Raw genomic sequence first — 22250 nt, 5'->3', positions numbered from 1 at the left:
CCATGAGCGACCGCAAGTCCCGGCTCGACGGCATCGCGGTGGCGTCGCTGGTGCTGTGCTGCCTGCTGTGGGGCGTCAACCAGGTCGCGGCGAAGGTCGCGCTGGCCGAGATCCCGCCGCTGCTGCAGGCCGGGGTGCGCTCGCTGGGCGCCACGCTGCTGGTGCTCGCCTGGGTGGCTTGGCGCGGCCTGCCGCTGCGCGGCGCCGGCGGCAGCGCGCCGACCTGGCGCGCCGGCTGGCTGGCCGGCGCGCTGTTCGCCGCCGAGTTCGGCTGCATCTTCGTCGGGCTGCAGTACACGACCGCCTCGCGCATGGTCGTGTTCCTGTACCTGTCGCCGTTCGTCGTCGCGCTGGGCATGCCGTACATCGCTCGCGCCGAGCGCCTGTCGGCGCTGCAGCTCGGCGGGCTGCTCGCGGCGTTCGCCGGCGTCGCGCTGGCCTTCGCCGACGGCTTCGGCAGCAAGGCCGTCGGCGAGCGCCAGTGGCTGGGCGACGCGCTGGGCGTGGTCGCGGCCGTGCTGTGGGGCGCGACGACGCTGGTCATCCGAGCCACGGCGCTGACCAGCGCGCCGCCCGAGAAGACGCTGCTGTACCAGCTCGCGGTGTCGGGCGTGCTGCTGACCGCGGCCGGCCTCGCGGTCGGCGAGCAGTGGCCGGCCGCGCCCAGCACGCTGGCGCTGTCGATGCTCGCGTTCCAGACCGTGGTCGTCACCTTCGCCAGCTACCTGCTGTGGTTCTGGCTCGTGCGCCACTACCCGGCGACGCAGATCTCGTCGTTCGTGCTGCTGACCCCGGTGTTCGGCCTGCTCGCCGGCGCGCTGCTGCTGGCCGAGCCGGTGACCGCGCGGCTGCTGGTCGCGCTGGCCACCGTCAGCGTCGGCATCGCCGTCGTCGGCCGCGCGCCGCGCCCGCGCGCGGCGGCGACCGCCCCCCTTTCGCCCACCCCCCCACAGGAGACCCCGCGATGATCACGCTGTGCGGCATGCCGCTGTCGAACTACTACAACAAGGTCAAGATGGCCCTGCTCGAGAAGGGCGTGCCGTTCCAGGAGGAGGTCGTGCGCACCGGGCGCAGCGACGACGAGGTGCTGTCGGCGTCGCCGCTGGCGAAGATCCCGTTCGTCCGCACGCCGCACGGCCCGCTGTGCGAGAGCGTGGCGATCCTCGAGTACCTCGAGGCGGCGCACCCGACACCGCCGCTGCTGCCCGCCGACCCGTACGCCGCGGCGAAGGTGCGCGAGCTGATGATCTTCACGAACCTGCACGTCGAGCTGGTGGCGCGCGAGCTGTACGCGCAGGCGTTCTTCGGCGGCACGGTCAGCGAGAACACGCAGGCGCGCGTGCGCAAGCAGCTCGACAAGAACATCCCGGCGTTCAAGCGGCTGGCGAAGTTCGCGCCCTACGCGGCCGGCGAGCAGTTCACGATGGCCGACTGCGCGGCCTACGTGAACCTGCCGCTGGTCGCGCTGAGCACGCGTCTGGTGCTGGGCACCGACCTGCTCGCCGAACACGGCGTCGACTGGAAGGGCTACGGCAAGCTGGTCGGGCAGCGGCCCAGTGCGCAACGGGTCGACGCCGACCGCAAGGCCGACCAGGAGAAGCTCGCGGCAGCCAGGAAGGCCTGAGGCCCGGCACGCCGCCGATCAGCCCGCCTGCGGCACGGTGGCGGCGACACGCGCCGCCACTTCCTTGCGGAAGCGGTTGAGCTCCTGCACGCTGGCGAAGCTGCGCTCCATCAGCAGCGACAGGTTGTGCAGGATGCGATCGACGACCTTGCTCTCCCAGGCGGCGTCGAACTGGATCTGCCGGTCGAGCCAGCGCTCGAGCCACTGCGGGTCGGGCAGGCGGCTTTGCACCGTGTCGCGCGGGAACAGCTTCTCGTTGACGTGCAGGTTGGTCGGGTGCAGCGCCTGCGCGGTGCGCCGCGCACTGGCCATCAGCACCCCGACCTTGGCGAAGGCGGCTCGCGCCTCGTCGCCGCAGCGCGTCAGCGCACGCTTCATGTAGCGCAGGTAGGCGCCGCCGTGGCGCGCCTCGTCGCGCGCCAGCGTCTCGTAGATGTGCTTGATGACCGGCTCGGTGTGCCACTCGGCGGCTCGCCGGTACCAGTGGTTCAGCCGCACCTCGCCGCAGAAGTGCAGCATCAGCGTCTCCAGCGGCGGCGCCGGGTCGAACTCGAAGCGCACCGCGTGCAGTTCGTCCTCGGTGGGCACCAGGTCGGGGCGGAAGCGGCGCAGGTACTCCATCAGCACCAGCGAGTGCTTCTGCTCCTCGAAGAACCACACGCTCATGAACGCCGAGAAGTCGCTGTCGTCGCGGTTGTCGCGCAGGAACATCTCGGTGGCCGGCAGCGCGGCCCACTCGGTGATCGCGTTCATCTTCACCGTGCGCGCCTGCTCGTCGCTCAGGCGCGACGTGTCGAAGCGCTGCCATGGAATGTCCGTGTCCATGTTCCAGCGCACGGCCTCGAGTTGCCTGAACAGTTCGGGGTAGAGCATCGTCGGGTCCTTGCGGGGCGCGCCGATTCTAGGCGGGCCCCTTGCGCGGCACCACCGGCCGCGCCGATGCCCTCGCATCGCGGCTCAGCGCCGCGCGTCGCGCCAGTGCTGCAGCGCCTGCTGCATCGCCTCAAGCGTCGGCAACGGCAGCACGCCGTCGACCGCACGCCGGCGCAGCACCGGCGCCGAGCCGCCGGCCCACAGCGCAACGTCGCCCGGCAGCTTGGCGCGCAATTCGACGAGCGCGTCGACCACGTGGTTGGGGTTCACGCTGCCGCTGAAGCCGATCGCGACGACGTCGGCACGGTACGCGCGCGTGGCGAGCACGACGTCCCAGAGCGGCGTCTGAACGCCCAGCGACACGCAGACCGCGCCGTCGACCGCGAGCAGCGCCTCGGCCATCAGCAGCCCGAGCCCATGAGGCTCGCCGGGCAGCGTGGTCAGCAGCACGCGCGGCGTGGCGTCGGGCGCCGACTCGGGCAGCGATGCCAGCGCGTGGCGCAGCAGCAGCTGGACCGACTCGGTGACCATGTGCTCCTCGTGGACGTCGAGTCGGCCGCGCAGCCAGGCGTCGCCGACCAGCGTCATCAGCGGCGCGGCGAGGTCGGCGACGAAGCGCGCCAGCCCGGCGCGCGCCAGCGCCTGCGCGAGCTGCCGCCGCAGGCCGGGCACGTCGTGCCTGCGTGCGAGGTCGAGCAGCGACTGCAGGTCGTCGCGCGGCGCGCCGGCGCGTGCCGCGGCGCCCGGCTGGTCGATCGTCGACGCACACAGCTGCTGCAGGTGCTCGGCGCTGAGCGCGACGATGCGCCCGGGCCGGTGGCCGGCGTCGAGCAGGCGCTTGACGGTGCGCAGCTTTTCGACCTGGTCGAGCGGGTAGACGCGCTCGCCGACGCCGTCGCGCGCGGGGCGCGGAAAGCCATAGCGGCGCTCCCACACGCGCAGCGTGTCCTTGCTGAGCCCGGTGTCGCGCTCGACCGCGGCGATCGTCAGCGTCAACGGCCCGACTGCACCTTGCTCAGGCACGCCACCCCCGCGGTGAACAGGGTCGGTGATGAGTCTTTTTGTCCAGGACAATCAAGGAGGTGATCTCAAAAACGCCGATAATATAAGTTCAGGAGCTGCATTTGCGCAGGACAAACATGATGCCCACCGGATCGACTCCACTCGGGAAGCTGTCGCGGCGAGGCTTCGTCGCGACACTCGGCGCGCTCGCTGCCGGCCCGGCCGTGTCGACCACCGGCTGCCCTGCGTTGCTGCAGCACCGCCTGCCGCGACTGCAGGACGAGCGCCCGATCGACCTGTGCGACTTCGCCGGGCGCGTGCTGCTGATCGTCAACACCGCCAGCCGCTGCGGCTACACCGGACAGTACGAGGGGCTCGAGGCATTGCACGCACGCTACGCGGCGCGCGGATTCAGCGTGCTCGGGTTTCCGTCGAACGACTTCGGCGAGCAGGAGCCGGGTAACAACGCGCAGATCGCCGACTTCTGCGAGAGCACTTTCGGTGTGCGTTTCCCGATGTTCGCGAAGTCGACCGTGCGCGGGGCCGGAGCGATCGCGTTGTACCGCGGGCTCGCCGAGCGCAGCGGCGAGGTGCCGCAGTGGAACTTCCACAAGTACCTGGTCTCGCGCGACGCGCGCGAGGTGGTGAGCTTCGACAGCGCGACCGAACCGCAATCCCGACGGATCACCAGGGAAATCGAACGCATGCTGGTGCACTCTTGAACTGTTTGGTATTCTTTTATACCTTATGGTTCACTTCACGCACCAAGTGCCTTCGAACGCGACGACCCGGCCGACGCATCGGCGCGGAACTCCGCGCGGGGATGCCGGTCATAGCATCAGTTCGCCGGCGGCTCCCGAGGTGGGTGGCGGCGGCACCAAGTTTTTCCTGCTGTGCAGCCCGTCGGCTTCGCCGACCGGAATCCCGGAGCGCCTCTCCTCCTCCCTCCTCCCTCCCTCCTTCGCTCCGGGGCGGCCCACAGCAGCCTTTCTTCCACGGGGCACCGCTGGCGGTGCCCCGTTCTCGCGTCCGGGGGCCTGAACGATGCGCCGCGTCGCCGTCGTCGGCTCGGGCATCTCGGGTCTGTCGGTCGCCTGGCATTTGGCCGGCGAGTCGCGCGTCACGCTGTTCGAAGCCGGAGCCCACTTCGGCGGGCACACGAACACCGTCGACGTCACGCTCGACGGCGTGACACACGGCGTCGACACCGGTTTCCTGGTGCTCAACGAGCGCACCTACCCGAACCTGTTGCGGCTGTTCGGCGAGCTGGGCATCGATCTGGCGCCGTCGGACATGTCGTTCTCGGTGCAGGTGCCCGACCTGCCGCTCGAGTGGAGCGGCGCGTCCATGGACACCGTCTTCGCGCAGCGCGCCAACCTGCTGCGTCCGCGTTTCTGGCGCATGCTCGCCGACCTGCTGCGCTTCAACCGGCTGGCCACCACGATCGCCCGGCGCGGCGCCGACGCCGAGCTGCGCCAGTCGATCGGCGATTTCCTGCGCGAACACCGCTTCGGCGACGAGTTCCGCGACTGGTACTTCCTGCCGATGATCGGCTGCATCTGGTCGTGCCCGACCGACCAGATGCTGCGCTTCCCGGTCGCGACGATGATCCGTTTCTGCCACAACCACGGGCTGATCCAGGTGAGCGACCGGCCGCAGTGGTTCACGGTGCGCAGCGGCGCTCGCCGCTACGTGCAGCGCATGCTCGAGCGCATCGACGACGCGCGCCTGGCCACGCCGGTGCGCAGCGTGCGCCGCGTGCCGCCGGGCAGCGGGGAGTACGGCGTGATCGTGTCCACCGATCACGGCAGCGAGCGTTTCGACGAACTGGTGCTCGCCTGCCACAGCGACCAGAGCTTGGCGCTGCTCGCCGACGCCAGCGCCGACGAGCGTGCGCTGCTCGGCGCGATCCGCTACCAGCCCAACCGCGCGGTGCTGCACACCGACACCGCGGTGCTGCCGCGGCGCCGCAAGGCCTGGGCCGCGTGGAACTACGAGCGCGCCGCCGGCGACGACCGAGAGCGCTCGCGCGTGTGCCTTCACTACCTGCTGAACCGCCTGCAGCCGCTGCCGTTCGACACGCCGGTGCTCGTCTCGCTGAACCCGGCGCGCGAACCACGCGACGGCGCCGTGCTCGCGGCGTTCAACTACGCGCACCCGGTGTTCGACCAGGCGGCGATCGACGCGCAGCGCCGGCTCGACCGCATCCAGGGCCGGGCGCACACCTGGTACTGCGGCGCGTGGACGCGCTACGGCTTCCACGAGGACGGGCTGACGTCGGGGCTCGCCGTGGTCGACGCCCTGCGCCAGGCCTGGGCGCGCGACGTGGCGCCGGCGGAGGCCGCGTGACCGCGACGCGCGCGCTGCTCGGCACCGGCGTCGTGCGCCACCTGCGCCTGCGCCCGGCGCGGCACGGTTTCGAGTACCCGACGTATTTCCTGCTGCTGCCGTTGCGGACGCTGCGCCGCACGCCCGACCCCGCGCTGCCGCGCAACCGCATCGGCCTGATCGCATTCCACGACCGCGACCACGGCGACGGCGGCGGCGACTGCCTCGCGTGGATCGACGACCTGCTCGCGCGCGAAGGCATCGCCGACGCCGACGGCGAGGTCTGGCTGCACTGCTACCCGCGCGTGCTCGGCTACGTGTTCAAGCCGGTGAGCTTCTGGTACTGCCACCGGCGCGACGGCTCGCTCGCCGCGATCGTCGCCGAGGTCAACAACACCTTCGGCGAGCGCCACTGCTACCTGCTGCACGGCGACGACCTGCGTTTCGGACGCGAGCTGCGCGCACGCAAGGTGTTCCACGTCTCGCCGTTCTGCCGCGTCGAGGGCGACTACCGCTTCCGCTTCATGCGCACCGACCTCGGCGCGCCCACGCACGCGCCGCGCACCGTGGCGCGCGTCGATCACCACGACGCCAACGGGCCGCTGCTGCTGACCAGCGTCAGCGGCACGCTGAGCCCGGTGACCGGCGCCGCGCTGCGCCGCGCGTTCTTCGGCACGCCGCTGATGACGCTGGGCGTGATCGCGCGCATCCACTGGCAGGCGCTGCGGCTGGCGCTCAAGCGCGTGCCGTTCTTCTCCAAGCCGGCGCCGCCCGACGCCTTCGTGACCCGCTGAACGCATCGCCCGAAGTCCCCCCGATGAGCACGACGACGACCACCGCCTGGTTCACCCTGCCCGCGTCGGCGCCGCCCGCGGCGCGCGCGGTGCTGCGCGCGCTGCGCCACCTGCGACGCGGCACGCTCGACCTGCAGCTGCCCGACGGCAGCGCGCTGCAGTTCGCCGGCACGATCCCCGGTCCGCGCGCCGCGCTGCGCCTGCGCAACTGGGACGCCTGCGCGGCGACGCTGAAGTCGGGCGACATCGGCTTTGCCGAGAGCTACATCACCGGCGGTTGGACCAGCCCCGACCTGGTCGCGCTGCTCGAGCTGTTCATCGCCAACCGCGACGCCGCCGAACGGCTGATCTACGGCTCGTGGTGGGGCTCGCTCGCGTACCGCCTGCGGCACCTGCTGAACCGCAACTCGCGCCGTGGCAGCCGCCGCAACATCCACGCGCACTACGACCTCGGCAACGCGTTCTACGCGCTGTGGCTCGACGAGACGATGAACTACTCGAGTGCGTGGTTCGAAGGTGACCGCTCGCGATCGATGCCCGACGCGCAGCAGGCCAAGGTGCGGCGCGCGCTCGCCGAGTGCGGCGTCGCGCCGGGCGCGCGGGTGCTCGAGATCGGCTGCGGCTGGGGCGCGCTGGCGGAAGCGGCGGCGCGCGACTTCGGCGCACACGTGACCGGGCTGACGCTGTCGACCGAGCAGCTCGCGCACGCGCGCCAGCGGTTGCAGCATGCCGGGCTCGCCGACCGCGCCGACCTGCGGCTGCAGGACTATCGCGACGTCGCCGACGCGCCGTTCGACGCGATCTGCTCGATCGAGATGTTCGAGGCGGTCGGTCGCGCGTACTGGCCGGGCTTCTTCCGCACCGTGCACGACAAGCTGCGGCCGGGCGGGCGCGCGTGCATCCAGTCGATCACGATCCGCGACGATCTGTTCGAGCGCTACGCGCGCTCGACCGACTTCATCCAGCAGTACATCTTCCCCGGCGGGCTGCTGCCCAGTGCCTCGGCGTTCCGCGCCGAGGCGGCGAAGGCCGGGCTGGAGGTCGTCAACGAGCTCGCCTTCGGGCACGACTACGCCGAGACGCTGGCACGCTGGCGCAGCGCCTTCCTGCGGCGCGAGCCGCAGGTGCGCCGGCTCGGCTTCGACACGCGCTTCGTGCGCACCTGGGAGTTCTACCTGGCGTACTGCGAGGCGGCGTTCGCCACCGGCAATACCGACGTCGTGCAGTTCACGCTGCGCAAGCCATGAACCCGACTCGCGGCGGCACGGGACGAAGGCCACGCGTGCCCGGCCTGCTGAGGCGCCGCACGCTGCTGCTCGCGACGCTGGCGGCCGCCGCCGGTCGCGCGCACGCATCGCCCGCCCCGCCCGAGGTCACCGCGGCACTGCCCGGCGCGGTGCTGGTGGGCAGCGGCCGCCTGCGCTTCCTGGGCATGGTGATCTACGACGCGCGGCTGTGGGCCGCCGTGCCGTTCGGCCCCGGGGCAGACTACGCCGACGTGCCGCTGGCGCTCGAACTGCAGTACGCACGCCGCTTGGTCGGACGGCTGATCGCCGAACGTTCGGTCGACGAGATGCGCCGCGTCGGCGAGTTCGACGACGCGCAGGCGCGACAGTGGTTGTCGCGCATGGCCGCGATCTTCCCCGACGTCGGCGCCGGCGACCGCATCACGGGGGTGCAGCGCCCGCGCGAGGCGGTGCGGTTCTTCGTCAACGGGCGCGACGCCGGCGAGCTGCCCGACCCCGAGTTCACGCGGCTGTTCTTCGGCATCTGGCTGGCGCCGCAGACGTCGCAGCCGCAGCTGCGCGACGCGCTGCTGGGACGTTGATGGAACCGTTGCGAGGCGCCTGCGGCGCCACTCCGATCGCCGCGCCGGCGATGACCCGCGCGGTGGCGGCACCGCTCGTGCGCGCGCCGCTGGCCGCCACCGGCTGGCGCGATGGCGTCGCCTACGGCGCGCTGGGACTGCCGCTGGCCTTCGTCGCGCTGCCGCTGTACGTGATGCTGCCGAACCACTATGCGACGACGTTCGGCGTTCCGCTGGCGGCGCTGGGCGCCCTGCTGCTCGGCGCACGGCTGTTCGACGCCGTCACCGACCCGTGGATCGGGCGCCTGGTCGACCGCTGGTTCGCCCGTTCCGCCGCGCGGGTGCTGGGCGCCGCAGCGCTTGCCGCCGTGGCGGCCGCGGTCGGGTTCCATGCGCTGTTCTTCCCGCCGATGCAGGGCACGGCGTCGCTGCTCGCATGGTGCGGCGCCTGGCTGCTGTGGACCTACGTCGCATACAGCGTGCTGGCGGTGCTGCACCAGGCCTGGGGTGCAAGACTCGGCGGCGACGCGACGCAGCGTGCCCGCGTCGTCGCCTGGCGCGAAGGCTTCGCGCTGACCGGCGTGCTGGTGGCCAGCGTGCTGCCCGCGCTGGCCGGCATGGGTGCGGCCACGGCCACCTTCGCGGTCGTGTTGGCGCTCGGCGTCGCGCTGCTGTCCCGTGCGCCGCGGGCGCTCGGCACCACCGCGCCGGGCGGGGTGATGCCGATGACGCTGCCGCTGGCCGATGCGGCGTTCCGCCGCCTGCTCGCGGTGTTCCTCGTCAACGGCATCGCCAGCGCGGTGCCGGCGACGCTGGTGCTGTTCTTCATCCGCGATCGGCTGCAGGCACCGGCGTTCGAGCCGCTGTTCCTCGCCAGCTACTTCGCCGCCGGCGCACTGTCGATGCCGCTGTGGGTGCGGCTGGTGCGTCGCTTCGGGCTGGTGCGCACCTGGCTGGCCGGCATGCTGCTGGCCGTCGCCGCCTTCGCCTGGGCCGCCGCGCTCGGCACGGGCGACGTGGCCGGTTTCGCCGCGGTGTGCGTGGCCAGCGGGCTGGCGCTGGGCGCGGACCTGGCGCTGCCCGGCGCGCTGCTGGCCGGCGTGATCCAGCGCTCGGGTCGCGGTGGCCAGGCCGAGGGCGCCTACTTCGGCTGGTGGAACTTCGCCACCAAGCTCAACCTCGCGCTGGCCGCCGGGCTCGCGCTGCCATTGCTGCAGGCCTTCGGCTACACGCCGGGCAGCCGCGACGCCGACGCGCTCGCCGCGCTGACGCTGGCGTACTGTGCGCTGCCATGCGTGCTGAAGCTGGCGGCCGCGGCGCTGCTGGCCACACGGATGCGCCGCGGCGCCGGTGGAGCCCCCGAATGAACCGACGCCACTGGCTGCTCGCCGCCGCTTCGACGCCTTGGCTGATCACCGGCTGCGCGTCGCCGACGCCGGCCGACTACGCCGCCGAGCGCCCGCGCCTGGACCTGCGCGAGTACTTCGACGGCACGCTGCACGCGTACGGCATCTTCACCGACCGCAGCGGCAAGGTCGTGCGACGCTTCACCGTGCGCATGGACTGCCGCTGGCAGGGCGACGAAGGCGTGCTCGACGAGCACTTCAGCTACAGCGACGGCACGACGCAGCGCCGCGTGTGGCGGCTCAAGCGCCACGCCGACGGACGCTACACCGGCAGCGCCGACGACGTGGTCGGCGAGGCCGCAGGACAGGCCGCGGGCAACGCGTTCCAGTGGCGCTACACGCTGGCGCTGCCGGTCGACGGCCGCGTCTGGCACGTCCAGTTCGACGACTGGATGTTCCTCGTCGACGAACGCGTGATGCTCAACAAGGCGGTGATGAGCAAGTTCGGCGTCCGCCTCGGCGAGGTCACGCTGGTCTTCACCAGGCCCTGACGGTGACGGGACACCCATGCCGCTGAACCCGCCGATCCGCGACTGGCGTGACCAGGTGGTGTGGCTCGTCGGCGCCTCCAGCGGCATCGGTCGCGCCACCGCCGAGCACCTGCACGCGCTCGGCGCGCGTGTCGTCGTCTCGGCGCGCAGCGCCGCCGCGCTCGACGCCTTCACCGCGCGGCATGCGGGCAGCATGGCGATCGCGCTCGACGCCACCGACCGCGGCGCGATGCGCGACGCGGTGGGGCGCGTCGTCGAGCGCCACGGCCGCATCGACCTGGCGGTGTACTGCGCCGGCCACTACCGGCCGATGCGCGCGACCGCGTTCGACCTCGACGACGCGCTGCGCCACCAGCAGGTCAACTACGTCGGCGCGCTGCACCTGCTCGACGCGGTGCTGCCACAGCTGCAGCGCCAGGCCGACGCCGGCGCGCCGGCGCACCTGAGCCTGGTGTCCAGCGTGGCCGGCTACCGCGGCCTGCCGAAATCGCTGGCCTACGGGCCGACCAAGGCCGCGCTGATCAACCTCGGCGAGTCTCTGTACCTGGACCTGCACGAGCGCGGCATCGGCGTGTCGGTGATCAACCCCGGGTTCGTCGACACGCCGCTGACGGCGGACAACGACTTCCGCATGCCGGCGCTGATCAGCTCCGACGAGGCGGCGCAGCGCATCGTCGAGGGCTGGCAGCGCGGCGCGTTCGAGATCCACTTCCCGAAGCGCTTCACCCACCTGCTCAAGGCGCTGAGCGTGCTCAGCGACGGGCTGTACTTCGCGGCGATCCGCCGCGCCACCGGGCTGTGAGCACGCCGCGCCACCCCGACGCCCGCGTGGCGCGCATCGTCGAGCGCTTCGAATCGCTGTCGCGCGCCGACCTGCCTCGCCTGGGCGAGCTGTACGCCGCCGACGCGCAGTTCAAGGACCCGTTCCACGACGTGCGCGGCGTCGCGTCGATCGCCGCGGTGTTCGCGCACATGTTCGACACGCTCGACGCGCCGCGTTTCGTCGTGCGCGACATCGTCGTGCAGGCGAACCAGTGTTTTCTCACCTGGGACTTCGTGTTCGGCATGCGCCGCTTCGCGCGCGGCGAGCAGACGATCCACGGCGGCTCGCACCTGCGGCTGGCCGCCGACGGGCGCATCGCGGTGCACCGCGACTACTGGGACGCCGCCGAGGAGCTGTACGCGAAGCTGCCGCTCGTCGGCGCGCTGATGCGCTGGCTGCAGCGCCGCGCGCGCTCGTGAGCGAGGCGCCGGCTACAGCCAGCCCTTGCGCTTGAAGTACCAGAACGGCGTGACCACGCTCAGCGCCATCAGCGCCAGCGAGAACGGATAGCCGAAGCGCCACGACAACTCGGGCATGTGCTCGAAGTTCATGCCGTAGATGCTGGCGATCAGCGTCGGTGGCAGCAGCGCGACCGCGGCGACCGAGAAGATCTTGATGATGCGGCTCTGGTTCAGGTTGATGAAACCGACCGTGGCGTCCATCAGGAAGTTGATCTTGTCGAACAGGAACACCGTGTGGCTGTCGAGCGAGTCGATGTCGCGCAGGATCTGGCGCGCATCCTCGAACTGCTCGGCGTTGAGCATGCGGCTGCGCATCATGAAGCTCAGCGCGCGGCGCGTGTCCATCACGTTGCGGCGGATGCGGCCGTTGAGGTCCTCCTCGCGCGCGATCGCCGCCAGCGCCTCGGCGGCCACCGCGTCGGTGACGTTGGCGTTGAGCCGCAGCACGCTGGTGCTGACCTCCTCCAGGCTGTCGTAGATGCCTTCGAGCATGTCGGCCGAGTACTCGGCGTCGGTGTCGAACAGCTTGAGCAGCACGTCCTTCGCGTCCTCGATCAGCGCCGGCGTGCGCCGCGCGCGCAGGCGCAGCAGCCGGAACACCGGCAGGTCCTCGGCGTGCACCGAGAACAGCACGTTGTCGCGCAGGATGAAGGCCACGCGCACGTTGCGCGCGGTCATGCCCTCGGCGTCGTCGTCGCCCTCGAGCAGGAAGTCCGAGCGGATGTGCAACTCGCCGTTGTCCTCCTCGTAGAAGCGGGCGGACTCCTCGATGTCCTCGTCGGCGACGTCGTCGGGGATCACCAGTCCGAAGCGCCCGGCGATCCAACCCTTCTCCTCGGGTGTCGGCGACTCCAGGTCGACCCACACCGGCTGCAGGTCGGCCAGCGACGCGGCGTTGTCGATCTCTTGCTGAACCAGCCGACCGTTGGCCAGCGTGAAGACGTTGAGCATGGGCAGACTCTGTGGCGCCAGGCAACGCCGGATGGCCGGCCGCCGCAGGCGGGGTGATCCGTGACGACCGTCTCACCCCGCGGGCCCCGGTGGGGCCGGGTCCGCCGCCAACGCGGCGGACCGGAGTGGACGGTCACCGAGGGTGACTCTGGTCCAACGTGATGGCTCCGGAAAACGACTGTCAATTATGGCATCGCGGCTCGCCACGAGGCCGTGCGCGGCGGCCCGTCGTCGGCTTGTCACCGCCCCGGTTCGCGGGCACACTGGTTCGGCCCGGGAGGGCTCCGTGACCGCCGCGCAGGCGGCCACACCACCCCCAGAAAGGAGCAGCAGATGAATCTGACGATCAGCGGACACCACCTCGAGGTCACCCCGGCCCTGCGCGAGTACGTCACGAACAAGCTCGATCGCGTGACCCGGCACTTCGACCAGGTGGTCGACATCAACGTGCTGCTGACCGTCGAGAAGCTCAAGGAGAAGGAGCGGCGGCAGAAGGCCGAGGTGACGCTGCACGTCAAGGGCCGCGACATCTTCGTCGAGCAGTCGCACGAGGATCTGTACGCGGCGATCGACCAGCTGATGGACAAGCTGGACCGCCAGGTCATGCGCTACAAGGACAAGGCCCAGGACCACCACCACCTGCCCGCCAAGCGCATCGATGCGAACCTCTGATCCATCCCCGGCGACGGCGTGCACGCGGCCCGCGTGGCCGGGAGGCCCGATCCTCCGGTGACGCCACGGCGACGACCTGCCACGGCGAGTGAGCGTGCACTTGCCGCGGCGGGCCGCGCGCCGGGCGCGGTGGACCTACGACATTTGCACAACACCCCTGCGCGCGGGGGCTTGCCGGCCGCCCGCTTCGTGGGGGTCTTCCTATAATTCGTCGCTCTGTCACATTGGCCGGGCGGTCGTCGTCAGCAGGACGGTCCGGCGCCCCGACATGAACCGTCTCGCCGCCATCCTGCCCGCCAGCAACGTGCTGGTGAACGTGGACGCCACCAGCAAGAAGCGGGTCTTCGAGCAGGCGGGCCTGCTGTTCGAGAACCAGCACGCGATCGCGCGGGCCACCGTCACCGACAACCTGTTCGCGCGCGAGCGGCTCGGCTCGACCGGGCTCGGCCACGGCGTGGCGATCCCGCACGGCCGCATCAAGGGGCTGAAGAACCCGCTGGCGGCGGTGCTGCGCGTGCAGCAGCCGGTCCCGTTCGACGCGCCCGACGACGAACCGGTGACGCTGCTGATCTTCCTGCTCGTGCCCGAGGCGGCGACGCAGCGGCACCTGGAGATCCTGTCGGAGATCGCCGAGATGCTCAGCGACCGCGAACTGCGCGAGCGGCTGAAGACCGAGGCCGAGGCCGAGACGCTGCACCGGCTGATCTCGACCTGGGAGCCGCTGAAATCGGTGGCTTGAGCGCCGCACGCGCGCCGCAGCGCGCGAGTCGCGCGGCGCCCGGCCACGTGGCGACCCGACCCGCGTGAAGCCGACCACCCTCAGCGCCGAGGCGCTGTTCGAGGAACACCGCGCGGCGCTGCGCTGGCAGTGGATCGCCGGGCACGCGCATCCCGAGCGCCCCTTCGCCGAAGTGGCGATCCGCGAGGCCGGCTCGCCGGCCGACCTGATCGGCTACCTCAACTACATCCACCCGTATCGCGTGCAGCTGGTCGGCCGCCGCGAGGTGGCCTACTTGGCCGACGCCAGCGCCGAGGTGCAGGAACGGCGCATCCAGCGCATCGTCACGCTCGAGCCGCCGGTGATCGTCGTCGCCGACGACCAGGTGCCGCCCGAGAAACTGGTCGCGCTGTGCGACCGCGCCGAGATCCCGCTGTTCGTCACGCAGGAGCCCGCCGGCCACGTGATCGACGTGCTGCGCGCCTACCTGTCGCAGCTGTTCGCCGAGCGCACCACGCGCCACGGCGTGTTCATGGACATCCTCGGCCTCGGCGTGCTGCTGACCGGCGAGTCGGGGTTGGGCAAGAGCGAGCTGGGGCTGGAGCTGATCTCGCGCGGCCACGGGCTGGTGGCCGACGACGCGGTCGACCTGTACCGCGTCTCGCAGACGGCGATCGACGGGCGCTGTCCCGAGCTGCTGATGAACCTGCTCGAGGTACGCGGCATCGGCCTGCTCGACATCAAGGCCATCTTCGGCGAGACCGCGGTGCGCCGCAAGATGCGTCTGAAGCTGATCGTGCACCTGGTGCGCAAGGAGACGCTCGAGCGCGAGTTCGAGCGCCTGCCGCACGAGCCGATGTACGAGGAGGTGCTCGGTGTGCCGGTGCGCAAGGCGGTGATCGCGGTCGACGCCGGGCGCAACCTCGCGGTGCTCGTCGAGGCCGCGGTGCGCAACACGGTGCTGCAGCTGCGCGGCATCGACACCTACCAGGAGTTCATCGAGCGCCACCAGCGCGCGATGGAACGCGGCGCCGGGTGACGCGCAGCGCTCGCGGCGTCGGCCGCGGCGACCCGGGCGCGCGCTACTTCGGCCGGTGCGGACAGCCGGTCTTCGTGCAGGTCGCGTACAGCGCCAGCGTGTGCTCCTGCAGCGCGAAGCCGCGCGCCTCGGCCACCGCGCGCTGGCGCGCCTCGATCTCGGCGTCGTAGAACTCCTCGACGCGGCCGCAGGTCAGGCACACCAGGTGGTCGTGGTGCTGGCCCTCGTTGAGCTCGAACACCGACTTGCCGCTCTCGAAGTGGCTGCGCGTGAGCAGCCCGGCCTGCTCGAACTGCATCAGCACCCGGTACACGGTGGCCAGCCCGATGTCCGAGCCCTCGGCGAGCAGGGCCTTGAACACGTCCTCGGCGGTCATGTGCCGCTGCGCGCTGCGCTGGAACACCTCGAGGATCTTGATGCGCGGCAGCGTGGCCTTCAGGCCGCTGCTCTTGAGTTCGTCGGCGTGCGTCATGGACAGTCGGACCGATGGAGGGTGCCCGGCACCGCTAGAATTTCCCATCATAACGACGCGGCTCGACCCTGCCGGGTCCGCGCCCTCGCATGAGCGTTTCCCCCCCGACCGTCCTGTCCCGGCTGCGCCCGGGCCCGCTGCTCGCCGTCGCGGTGCTGCTCGCCGGCTGCACGAGCACGCCGAACGAGCCGCGCCTGTTCGGCCTGATCGCGCCGTACCGCATCGAGGTCGTGCAGGGCAACGTCGTGACCCGCGAGCAGGCGGCGCGGCTGCGTCCCGGCATGACGCGCCAGCAGGTGATCGACGTGCTCGGCTCGCCGCTGCTGGCCAGCGTGTTCCACGCCGACCGCTGGGACTACGTGTTCACGATCCGCCGCCAGGGCGCCGACCCGCAGCGACGCAGCATCGTCGTGTGGTTCGACGGCGACCGTCTGCAGCGCACCGAGGTGCCCGAGCTGCCGAGCGAGGTCGAGTTCGTCGCGACGATCAGCAACGTGCGGCCGCGCACGGTGCCCAAGCTCGAACTCAGCGAGGCCGAACGCGCCGCGCTGCCGGCGCCGGCGCGCACCGCGGCCGCCGCGCCACCGGGCGAACCGCTGGGTCCGGCGCGCGACTACCCCCCGCTGGAGCGCTGATGGCAGGGGCGCTGCGCATCGCGGTGGCCGGCGCGTCCGGGCGCATGGGCCAGATGCTGATCGAAGCCGTGCTCGGCGCCGACGACTGCGCGCTCGCCGGCGCGTTCGACCGCACCGGCAGCCCTGCGCTGGGTCACGACGCGGCGGCCTTCCTCGGCCGAGGCAGCGGCGTCGTGGTCACCGACGACGTGCGCGCGGCGCTGGACGGCGCCGACGTGATGATCGACTTCACGCGACCCGAGGGCACGCTGGCGCACCTGACGCTGTGCCGCGAGCTCGGCGTCAAGGCGGTGGTCGGCACCACCGGGTTCACCGACGAACAGAAGGCGCTGGTGGCCGCGCACGCGCGCGAGGTCGCGGTGGTGATGGCGCCGAACATGAGCGTCGGCGTCAACGTCGTGCTGCGCTTGCTGGATGTCGCGGCGCGCGCGCTGGCCGAGGGCTACGACATCGAGATCGTCGAGGCGCACCACCGGCACAAGGTCGACGCGCCGAGCGGCACCGCGCTGAAGATGGGCGAGGTCGTCGCCGCCGCGCTCGGCCGCGACCTGAAGACCTGCGCCGTCTACGGCCGCGAGGGCGTCACCGGCGAGCGCGACCCGTCGACGATCGGCTTCGCGACGATCCGCGGCGGCGACATCGTCGGCGACCACACGGTGCTGTTCGCCGGCACCGGCGAACGCATCGAGATCACGCACAAGAGCGCCAGCCGCGCGACCTACGCGCAGGGCAGCCTGCGCGCCGCGCGCTTCCTGGCCGACAAGGCGAACGGGCTGTACGGCATGGACGCCGTGCTCGGCCTGCGCTGAGCCCGCCGCCGCCACCGCGATGGACGCCGTGGCCGCGTGGTGGCCGTCGAGCGACGGCGTCGGCCGCGCCGTCGCCCTGGTGCTGCTGGCGATGTCGATCGCCACCTGGGCGCTGATCGTCTGGAAGTCGTGGCTGCTGCGCCGCGTGCGGCGCGACCTCGGCCGAGGCGTCGCGCTGTTCTGGGCCGCGCCGTCGCTCGACGTGGCGCGCCAGCGGCTAGCCACGGCCGATCGCGAGCAGTTGCTGCTGCCGCTGGTCGACGCCGCGCTCGCCGCGCCGGATGACGATGCGCTCGAAGCACGCGCCGCGCAGGCGGCCCGGCTCACGCGCCGCCTGCGCGGCGCGCTGCACCGCGCCGTGGCGACGCTGCAGCACGGTCAGGTGGTGCTGGCGTCGATCGGTGCGACCGCGCCGTTCGTCGGGCTGTTCGGCACCGTGTGGGGCATCTACCACGCGCTGCTGGCGATCGCCGCGTCGGGCACCGTGACGATCGACAAGGTTGCCGGCCCGGTCGGCGAGGCACTGCTGATGACCGCGGCCGGCCTCGCGGTGGCGATTCCGGCGGTGCTCGCCTACAACGTGCACGGTCGCCGCGTGGCCGCGTGCGAGGCCGAGCTCGAGGGCTTCGCGCACGACCTGCGCGAGCTGCTCGGCACCGGCAACGACCAGCGGCGATGAGCTTCGGCCGCCTCGGTCGCGGCGGCGGCGAGCGCCCGCTCAGCGACATCAACATGACACCGCTGATCGACGTGATGCTGGTGCTGCTGGTGATCTTCATCATCACCGCGCCACTGATCGCGCCGGCGCTGAAGCTCGACCTGCCGCGCGCCGACGCCGTCGCGGGCGACGCGCCCGCGGCGTTCGTCGCCGTCGCGATCGACCGCGGCGGCCGTCTGCACCTGGGCGACGAACCGGTCGACGCCGACACGCTCGCCGCGCGCCTGGCCGACGCGGCGCGGCGCGACCCGCTCACCGAGGTGCAGCTGCGCGCCGACCGCGCGGTGCCCTACGGCGAGGTCGCCGCGCTGATCGCGCTGGTGCAGCGCGCCGGGCTGAGCCGCGTGGGCTTCGTCACCGAAGCGCCGCGCTGACCCCGCTCCCTACAATCCGCTGCATGAACGAGAAATACGCCCCCGCCGAGGTCGAGGCCGCGGCGCAGCGCCACTGGGCCGAGCGCGACGCCTACCGCGTGCGCGAGGACGCCGCCAGGCCGAAGTACTACGCCTGCTCGATGCTGCCGTACCCCAGCGGCAAGCTGCACATGGGGCACGTGCGCAACTACACGATCAACGACATGCTGGCGCGCCAGCTGCGCATGCGCGGCCACAACGTGCTGATGCCGATGGGCTGGGACGCGTTCGGCCTGCCGGCCGAGAACGCGGCGATGAAGAACAAGGTCCCGCCGGCGGCGTGGACCTACTCGAACATCGCGCACATGAAGGCGCAGATGCAGGCGATGGGGCTGGCCATCGACTGGAGCCGCGAGGTCGCCACCTGCAGCCCCGACTACTACCGGTGGAACCAGTGGCTGTTCCTGCGCATGCTCGAGAAGGGCATCGCCGAGCGGCGCACGCAGGTCGTCAACTGGGACCCGGTCGACCAGACCGTGCTCGCCAACGAGCAGGTCATCGACGGGCGCGGCTGGCGCAGCGGCGCGCTGGTCGAGAAGCGCGAGATCCCCGGCTACTACCTGAAGATCACCGACTACGCCGACGAGCTGCTGTCGGCGGTGGCCGACCCCGCCGACAGGAACTACCTCGCCGGCTGGCCCGAGCGCGTGCGCCTGATGCAGGAGCACTGGATCGGCAAGAGCGAGGGCGTGCGCTTCGCCTTCCCGCACGACGTCCGCGGCGACGACGGCCGGCCCATCGGCGGCGGGCGGATGTACGTGTTCACGACGCGCGCCGACACGATCATGGGCGTCACGTTCTGCGCCGTGGCGCCCGAACACCCGCTGGCGCTGCACGCCGCGAAGTCGGACGCGGCGCTGGCGGCGTTCATCGACGAGTGCCGCCACGGCGGCACCACCGAGGCCGAGCTGGCGACCAGGGACAAGGTCGGCCTGCCCACCGGGCTGGCGGTGACGCACCCGCTGACCGGCGAAGCGGTGCCGCTGTGGGTGGGCAACTACGTGCTGATGGGCTACGGCGACGGCGCCGTGATGGGCGTGCCGGCGCACGACGAGCGCGACTTCGCGTTCGCGAAGAAGTACGGCCTGCCGATCCGCCAGGTCATTGCCGTCGACGGCGAGACGTTCACGACCGACGCCTGGGCCGAGTGGTACGCCGACAAGCCGCGTGCGCGCTGCGTGAACTCGGGGGTGCTCGACGGCCTGCCGCACAAGGCGGCGGTCGACAAGGTCGCCGAGCTGCTTGCCGCGAAGGACCTGGGCGAGAAGAAGGTCACGTGGCGCCTGCGCGACTGGGGCATCAGCCGCCAGCGCTACTGGGGCACGCCGATCCCGATCGTCCACTGCGACGGCTGCGGCGTGGTGCCGGTGCCAGACGCCGACCTGCCCGTCGTGCTGCCCGAGGACCTGATCCCCGACGGCAGCGGCAACCCGCTGAACAAGTGCGCCTCGTTCCTGAACGTCGCCTGCCCGCGCTGCGGCCAGCCGGCACGGCGCGAGACCGACACGATGGACACCTTCGTCGACTCGTCGTGGTACTTCATGCGCTACTGCGACCCGACCAACGAGCGCGCGATGGTCGCCGAGGGCACGCGTCACTGGATGCCGATGGACCAGTACATCGGCGGCATCGAGCACGCCATCCTGCACCTGCTGTACGCGCGCTTCTGGACCAAGGTGATGCGCGACCTCGGCCTGGTGCAGGTCGACGAGCCGTTCACCCGGCTGCTCACGCAGGGCATGGTGCTCAACCACATCTACTCGCGACGCGGCGACAAGGGGGGCATCGAGTACTTCTGGCCGCACGAGGTCGAGAACACCTACGACGTCAGCGGCAAGATCACGGGCGCCCGCCTGAAGAGCGACGGCTCGGCCGTCGACTACGAGGGCGTGGGCACGATGTCGAAGTCGAAGAACAACGGCGTCGACCCGCAGGAGCTGATCGACCGCTACGGCGCCGACACCGCGCGGCTGTTCGTGATGTTCGCCAGCCCGCCGGAGCAGACGCTCGAGTGGAACGACGCCGGCGTGGAAGGCGCGCACCGCTTCCTCAAGCGCCTGTGGGCCTTCGCCGCGCGCCACGCCGCCGCGATCCGCCGCGCCACCGCGGGCGACCTCGGCGCCGCGCCGCTGCGCGCCGAGGCCAGGGCGCTGCGCCGCGAGGTGCACGTCGTGCTGCGCCAGGTGAGCTACGACTACGAGCGGCTGCAGTACAACACCGTCGTGTCGGGCTGCATGAAGCTGCTCAACGCGCTCGAGGGCTTCGCCGCAGACGGCAGCGACGGCGACGCCGCCGTGCTGTGCGAGGGCCTGTCGGTGCTGCTGCGCGCGCTGTACCCGGCGTGCCCGCATGTCACGCACGCACTGTGGGCCGAGCTGGGCTTCGCCGCGCGGCTGGGCGAGCTGATCGACGCGCCGTGGCCGCAGGTCGACGAGACGGCGCTCGCGCTCGACGAGGTCGAGCTGGTGCTGCAGGTCAACGGCAAGCACCGCGGGTCGATCCGCGTGGGTGCGCAGGCCGACCGCGCCGCGATCGAGGCGGCGGCGGTGGCCAGCCCCGAGTGCGTGCGCTTCGCCGAGGGCCGCGCGCCGAAGAAGGTCGTGATCGTGCCGGGGCGGCTGGTCAACGTCGTCGTGTGATGGCGTCGCGCCGCCGCTGGTTGCTGGCGTCGACCGCGCTGCTCGCCGGCTGCGGCTTCGAGCTGCGGCGCGCCCCGGCGCTGCCGTTCCGCCGGCTCGCGCTGACCGGCTTCTCGCCGGCCACCGGCACCGCCGACGCGCTGCGCCACGCGCTGCCCGACGGCGTCACGCTCGTCGCGCACCCGCGCGACGCCGAGGTCGTGCTCGAGGCGCTGGCCGACGAGCGCCGGCGCAGCGTGTCCGCGACCACCGCCGCCGGCCAGGTGCGCGAGCTGCAGTTGCACTCGCGGCTGGTGTACCGGCTGAGCACGCGCGCCGGCAAGCCGCTGCTGCCGCCGGCCGAGATCGCCCTCGGCCGCGACCTGAGCTACAGCGAGACCGCGGCACTGGGCAAGGCGCAGGAGGAGCAGTCGCTGTGGCGCGCGATGGAGGCCGACATCGCGCTGCAGGTGCTGCGCCGCCTGGCGGCCAGCCCGGCGCCGTAGCGCACGCGCCGTGCAGGTTCGCGCCGACCAGCTCGCCGCGCAGCTGCGCTCGCTGCGCCACCTGTACACGGTGCACGGCGACGAGCCGCTGCTCGCGCAGGAAGCCGCCGACACGATCCGCGCGGCCGCGCGTGCGGCGGGCTTCGGCGAGCGCAAGGTGTTCACCGTCAGCGGGGCGCACTTCGACTGGAGCGGCGTGCTCGGTGCCGCGCAGGCGATGAGCCTGTTCGCCGAGCGTCAGCTGATCGAGATCCGCATCCCGTCGGGCAAGCCGGGCAAGGACGGCGCGCAGGCGCTGCAGCGCTACTGCGAGACGCTGGGCGACGACGTGCTGACCCTGGTGCAGCTGCCGAAGCTGGACTTCCAGCAGCTCAAGAGCGGCTGGTTCGCCGCGCTCGACGCGGCCGGCGTCGTGGTGCGCGTCGACCCCGTCGAGCGGCGCGACCTGCCGCGCTGGATCGCGCAGCGCCTGGCCGCGCAGGGCCAGCGCGTGGCCGACGGCGACGAGGGCGAGCGCACGCTGGCCTTCTTCGCCGACCGCGTCGAGGGCAACCTGCTGGCCGCGCACCAGGAGCTGGGCAAGCTCGCGCTGCTGCACCCCGAGGGCGTGCTCGGCTTCGAGCAGGTCGAGCAGGCGGTGCTCAACGTGGCGCGCTACGACGTGTTCAAGCTCGGCGAGGCCGTGCTCGCGGCCCAGGTGCCGCGCGCGCTGCGCATGCTCGACGGCCTGCGTGCCGAGGGCGAGGCAGCGGTGCTGGTGCACTGGACGCTGGCCGCCGACATCGTCGCGCTGCACCAGGTGCAGCGCGCCGTCGCGCAGGGCCGGCCGCTGCCGCTGGCGCTGCGCGAGGCGCGCGTGTGGGGGCCCAGGGAGCGGCTGGTCGAGCGCGCGATCGCGCGCGCCGACGCCGCGGCGCTGGGCGAGCTGGTGCGCGCGGCCAGCGTATGCGACGGCATCGTCAAGGGCCTGCGCCACCCCGGCTGGCCGCTCGACGCCTGGGACGCGCTGCGCCGCCTCGCGCTGCTGACGATGCAGGCGCTGCGCCCGGCCGCTGCCGCGCGCCTCGCGCTCGGGACCCTCCCGGCCTGA

General features: G+C 72.1%; 25 protein-coding genes. 21 read left to right on the top strand and 4 right to left on the bottom strand.

What is annotated here, in order from left to right; all coding sequences use genetic code 11:
* Positions 1 to 2 precede the first annotated feature (2 nt).
* Complete coding sequence (locus tag PKC53_RS04730; protein WP_324426839.1) at positions 3 to 968, top strand: DMT family transporter; 966 nt, start codon at positions 3 to 5, stop codon at positions 966 to 968.
* The gene (locus tag PKC53_RS04725) at positions 965 to 1624 is read left to right on the top strand and encodes a glutathione S-transferase (RefSeq protein ID WP_324426838.1); all 660 of its coding nucleotides are present in this window, start codon (positions 965 to 967) and stop codon (positions 1622 to 1624) included. The genes PKC53_RS04730 and PKC53_RS04725 overlap by 4 nt, the downstream gene beginning before the upstream one ends.
* Before the next feature lie 18 nt (positions 1625 to 1642).
* On the opposite strand, the gene PKC53_RS04720 is transcribed toward PKC53_RS04725, so the two are convergent.
* Both PKC53_RS04720 and PKC53_RS04715 read right to left on the bottom strand, forming a co-directional pair.
* Positions 1643 to 2497 carry a ferritin-like domain-containing protein gene (locus PKC53_RS04720; protein ID WP_324426836.1) on the bottom strand — a complete coding sequence of 285 codons (855 nt, stop codon included), beginning with the start codon at positions 2495 to 2497 and terminating at the stop codon, positions 1643 to 1645.
* Between the two features lie 84 nt (positions 2498 to 2581).
* Positions 2582 to 3493, bottom strand: coding sequence for a MerR family transcriptional regulator (locus PKC53_RS04715; protein ID WP_324426833.1), 912 nt, complete (start codon positions 3491 to 3493; stop codon positions 2582 to 2584).
* Positions 3494 to 3639: 146 nt separating this feature from the next.
* On the opposite strand from PKC53_RS04715, the gene PKC53_RS04710 reads away from it, so the two are divergent.
* The 9 genes from PKC53_RS04710 to PKC53_RS04670 all read left to right on the top strand — a co-directional run bounded on the left by PKC53_RS04710 (position 3640) and on the right by PKC53_RS04670 (position 11567).
* Positions 3640 to 4221, top strand: coding sequence for a glutathione peroxidase (locus PKC53_RS04710; RefSeq protein WP_324426831.1), 582 nt, complete (start codon positions 3640 to 3642; stop codon positions 4219 to 4221).
* Between the two features lie 322 nt (positions 4222 to 4543).
* The gene (locus PKC53_RS04705; protein ID WP_324426829.1) at positions 4544 to 5848 is read left to right on the top strand and encodes an FAD-dependent oxidoreductase; all 1305 of its coding nucleotides are present in this window, start codon (positions 4544 to 4546) and stop codon (positions 5846 to 5848) included.
* A complete protein-coding gene (locus PKC53_RS04700) occupies positions 5845 to 6621 on the top strand; it encodes a DUF1365 domain-containing protein (protein ID WP_324426826.1) in 777 nt (258 codons plus the stop codon). The genes PKC53_RS04705 and PKC53_RS04700 overlap by 4 nt, the downstream gene beginning before the upstream one ends.
* 23 nt (positions 6622 to 6644) lie before the next feature.
* Positions 6645 to 7868: a cyclopropane-fatty-acyl-phospholipid synthase family protein gene (locus PKC53_RS04695; protein ID WP_324426824.1), complete on the top strand. Its 1224-nt coding sequence runs from the start codon at positions 6645 to 6647 to the stop codon at positions 7866 to 7868.
* 35 nt (positions 7869 to 7903) lie between these two features.
* A complete protein-coding gene (locus tag PKC53_RS04690; protein WP_324426821.1) occupies positions 7904 to 8449 on the top strand; it encodes a chalcone isomerase family protein in 546 nt (181 codons plus the stop codon).
* A 50-nt stretch (positions 8450 to 8499) separates the two neighbouring features.
* Positions 8500 to 9795, top strand: coding sequence for an MFS transporter (locus PKC53_RS04685; protein WP_324426899.1), 1296 nt, complete (start codon positions 8500 to 8502; stop codon positions 9793 to 9795).
* A complete protein-coding gene (locus tag PKC53_RS04680; RefSeq protein WP_324426819.1) occupies positions 9792 to 10325 on the top strand; it encodes a DUF3833 domain-containing protein in 534 nt (177 codons plus the stop codon). Before PKC53_RS04685 ends, PKC53_RS04680 begins: the two co-directional genes overlap by 4 nt.
* A 16-nt stretch (positions 10326 to 10341) precedes the next feature.
* Positions 10342 to 11127 (top strand): SDR family NAD(P)-dependent oxidoreductase, encoded by a 786-nt coding sequence (locus PKC53_RS04675; protein ID WP_324426817.1) that lies wholly within the window; start codon positions 10342 to 10344, stop codon positions 11125 to 11127.
* Positions 11124 to 11567: a nuclear transport factor 2 family protein gene (locus tag PKC53_RS04670; protein WP_324426816.1), complete on the top strand. Its 444-nt coding sequence runs from the start codon at positions 11124 to 11126 to the stop codon at positions 11565 to 11567. The genes PKC53_RS04675 and PKC53_RS04670 overlap by 4 nt, the downstream gene beginning before the upstream one ends.
* Positions 11568 to 11579: 12 nt before the next feature.
* Here PKC53_RS04670 and corA read toward each other — a convergent pair whose 3' ends face one another.
* Complete coding sequence (gene corA, locus PKC53_RS04665; RefSeq protein ID WP_324426814.1) at positions 11580 to 12560, bottom strand: magnesium/cobalt transporter CorA; 981 nt, start codon at positions 12558 to 12560, stop codon at positions 11580 to 11582.
* Positions 12561 to 12893: 333 nt separating this feature from the next.
* Here corA and raiA point away from each other — a divergent pair, with 333 nt between their 5' ends.
* From raiA to hprK, 3 genes are all read left to right on the top strand, one after another.
* Complete coding sequence (raiA, locus tag PKC53_RS04660; RefSeq protein WP_324426812.1) at positions 12894 to 13232, top strand: ribosome-associated translation inhibitor RaiA; 339 nt, start codon at positions 12894 to 12896, stop codon at positions 13230 to 13232.
* A gap of 268 nt (positions 13233 to 13500) precedes the next feature.
* Positions 13501 to 13971, top strand: a complete 471-nt coding sequence (ptsN, locus tag PKC53_RS04655; protein WP_324426809.1) for a PTS IIA-like nitrogen regulatory protein PtsN — start codon at positions 13501 to 13503, stop codon at positions 13969 to 13971.
* Positions 13972 to 14035: 64 nt separating this feature from the next.
* Positions 14036 to 14989: an HPr(Ser) kinase/phosphatase gene (hprK, locus tag PKC53_RS04650; protein WP_324426807.1), complete on the top strand. Its 954-nt coding sequence runs from the start codon at positions 14036 to 14038 to the stop codon at positions 14987 to 14989.
* A gap of 43 nt (positions 14990 to 15032) precedes the next feature.
* On the opposite strand, the gene fur is transcribed toward hprK, so the two are convergent.
* Positions 15033 to 15461 (bottom strand): ferric iron uptake transcriptional regulator, encoded by a 429-nt coding sequence (fur, locus tag PKC53_RS04645; protein ID WP_324426805.1) that lies wholly within the window; start codon positions 15459 to 15461, stop codon positions 15033 to 15035.
* An 89-nt stretch (positions 15462 to 15550) separates the two neighbouring features.
* Between fur and PKC53_RS04640 the strand changes: the two genes are divergently transcribed.
* From PKC53_RS04640 to holA, 7 genes are read left to right on the top strand one after another with little or no spacing between them, the layout of a single operon-like run.
* Positions 15551 to 16096 (top strand): outer membrane protein assembly factor BamE, encoded by a 546-nt coding sequence (locus PKC53_RS04640; protein WP_324426803.1) that lies wholly within the window; start codon positions 15551 to 15553, stop codon positions 16094 to 16096.
* Complete coding sequence (gene dapB, locus PKC53_RS04635) at positions 16096 to 16905, top strand: 4-hydroxy-tetrahydrodipicolinate reductase (RefSeq protein ID WP_324426801.1); 810 nt, start codon at positions 16096 to 16098, stop codon at positions 16903 to 16905. The genes PKC53_RS04640 and dapB overlap by 1 nt, the downstream gene beginning before the upstream one ends.
* Before the next feature lie 19 nt (positions 16906 to 16924).
* Complete coding sequence (locus tag PKC53_RS04630) at positions 16925 to 17584, top strand: MotA/TolQ/ExbB proton channel family protein (protein WP_324426799.1); 660 nt, start codon at positions 16925 to 16927, stop codon at positions 17582 to 17584.
* Positions 17581 to 17997, top strand: a complete 417-nt coding sequence (locus tag PKC53_RS04625; RefSeq protein WP_324426797.1) for a biopolymer transporter ExbD — start codon at positions 17581 to 17583, stop codon at positions 17995 to 17997. The genes PKC53_RS04630 and PKC53_RS04625 overlap by 4 nt, the downstream gene beginning before the upstream one ends.
* Positions 17998 to 18020: 23 nt before the next feature.
* Positions 18021 to 20675: a leucine--tRNA ligase gene (gene leuS, locus PKC53_RS04620; protein ID WP_324426795.1), complete on the top strand. Its 2655-nt coding sequence runs from the start codon at positions 18021 to 18023 to the stop codon at positions 20673 to 20675.
* Complete coding sequence (lptE, locus tag PKC53_RS04615; protein WP_324426793.1) at positions 20675 to 21160, top strand: LPS assembly lipoprotein LptE; 486 nt, start codon at positions 20675 to 20677, stop codon at positions 21158 to 21160. Before leuS ends, lptE begins: the two co-directional genes overlap by 1 nt.
* A gap of 10 nt (positions 21161 to 21170) precedes the next feature.
* The gene (holA, locus tag PKC53_RS04610; protein WP_324426790.1) at positions 21171 to 22250 is read left to right on the top strand and encodes a DNA polymerase III subunit delta; all 1080 of its coding nucleotides are present in this window, start codon (positions 21171 to 21173) and stop codon (positions 22248 to 22250) included.

This window comes from Azohydromonas sp. (genome assembly GCF_035325925.1).
Classification (GTDB): domain Bacteria; phylum Pseudomonadota; class Gammaproteobacteria; order Burkholderiales; family Burkholderiaceae_C; genus Calidifontimicrobium.
This window is presented reverse-complemented; position numbering and strand designations above follow the sequence as displayed.

Coding starts and splice junctions, on each gene's coding strand:
- PKC53_RS04730 (WP_324426839.1), top strand. CDS start 3: ATGAGCGACCGCAAGTCCCGGCTCGACGGCATCGCGGTGGCGTCGCTG.
- PKC53_RS04725 (WP_324426838.1), top strand. CDS start 965: ATGATCACGCTGTGCGGCATGCCGCTGTCGAACTACTACAACAAGGTC.
- PKC53_RS04720 (WP_324426836.1), bottom strand. CDS start 2,497: ATGCTCTACCCCGAACTGTTCAGGCAACTCGAGGCCGTGCGCTGGAAC.
- PKC53_RS04710 (WP_324426831.1), top strand. CDS start 3,640: ATGCCCACCGGATCGACTCCACTCGGGAAGCTGTCGCGGCGAGGCTTC.
- PKC53_RS04705 (WP_324426829.1), top strand. CDS start 4,544: ATGCGCCGCGTCGCCGTCGTCGGCTCGGGCATCTCGGGTCTGTCGGTC.
- PKC53_RS04695 (WP_324426824.1), top strand. CDS start 6,645: ATGAGCACGACGACGACCACCGCCTGGTTCACCCTGCCCGCGTCGGCG.
- PKC53_RS04685 (WP_324426899.1), top strand. CDS start 8,500: ATGACCCGCGCGGTGGCGGCACCGCTCGTGCGCGCGCCGCTGGCCGCC.
- PKC53_RS04680 (WP_324426819.1), top strand. CDS start 9,792: ATGAACCGACGCCACTGGCTGCTCGCCGCCGCTTCGACGCCTTGGCTG.
- PKC53_RS04675 (WP_324426817.1), top strand. CDS start 10,342: ATGCCGCTGAACCCGCCGATCCGCGACTGGCGTGACCAGGTGGTGTGG.
- corA (WP_324426814.1), bottom strand. CDS start 12,560: ATGCTCAACGTCTTCACGCTGGCCAACGGTCGGCTGGTTCAGCAAGAG.
- raiA (WP_324426812.1), top strand. CDS start 12,894: ATGAATCTGACGATCAGCGGACACCACCTCGAGGTCACCCCGGCCCTG.
- ptsN (WP_324426809.1), top strand. CDS start 13,501: ATGAACCGTCTCGCCGCCATCCTGCCCGCCAGCAACGTGCTGGTGAAC.
- fur (WP_324426805.1), bottom strand. CDS start 15,461: ATGACGCACGCCGACGAACTCAAGAGCAGCGGCCTGAAGGCCACGCTG.
- PKC53_RS04640 (WP_324426803.1), top strand. CDS start 15,551: ATGAGCGTTTCCCCCCCGACCGTCCTGTCCCGGCTGCGCCCGGGCCCG.
- dapB (WP_324426801.1), top strand. CDS start 16,096: ATGGCAGGGGCGCTGCGCATCGCGGTGGCCGGCGCGTCCGGGCGCATG.
- PKC53_RS04630 (WP_324426799.1), top strand. CDS start 16,925: ATGGACGCCGTGGCCGCGTGGTGGCCGTCGAGCGACGGCGTCGGCCGC.
- PKC53_RS04625 (WP_324426797.1), top strand. CDS start 17,581: ATGAGCTTCGGCCGCCTCGGTCGCGGCGGCGGCGAGCGCCCGCTCAGC.
- leuS (WP_324426795.1), top strand. CDS start 18,021: ATGAACGAGAAATACGCCCCCGCCGAGGTCGAGGCCGCGGCGCAGCGC.
- lptE (WP_324426793.1), top strand. CDS start 20,675: ATGGCGTCGCGCCGCCGCTGGTTGCTGGCGTCGACCGCGCTGCTCGCC.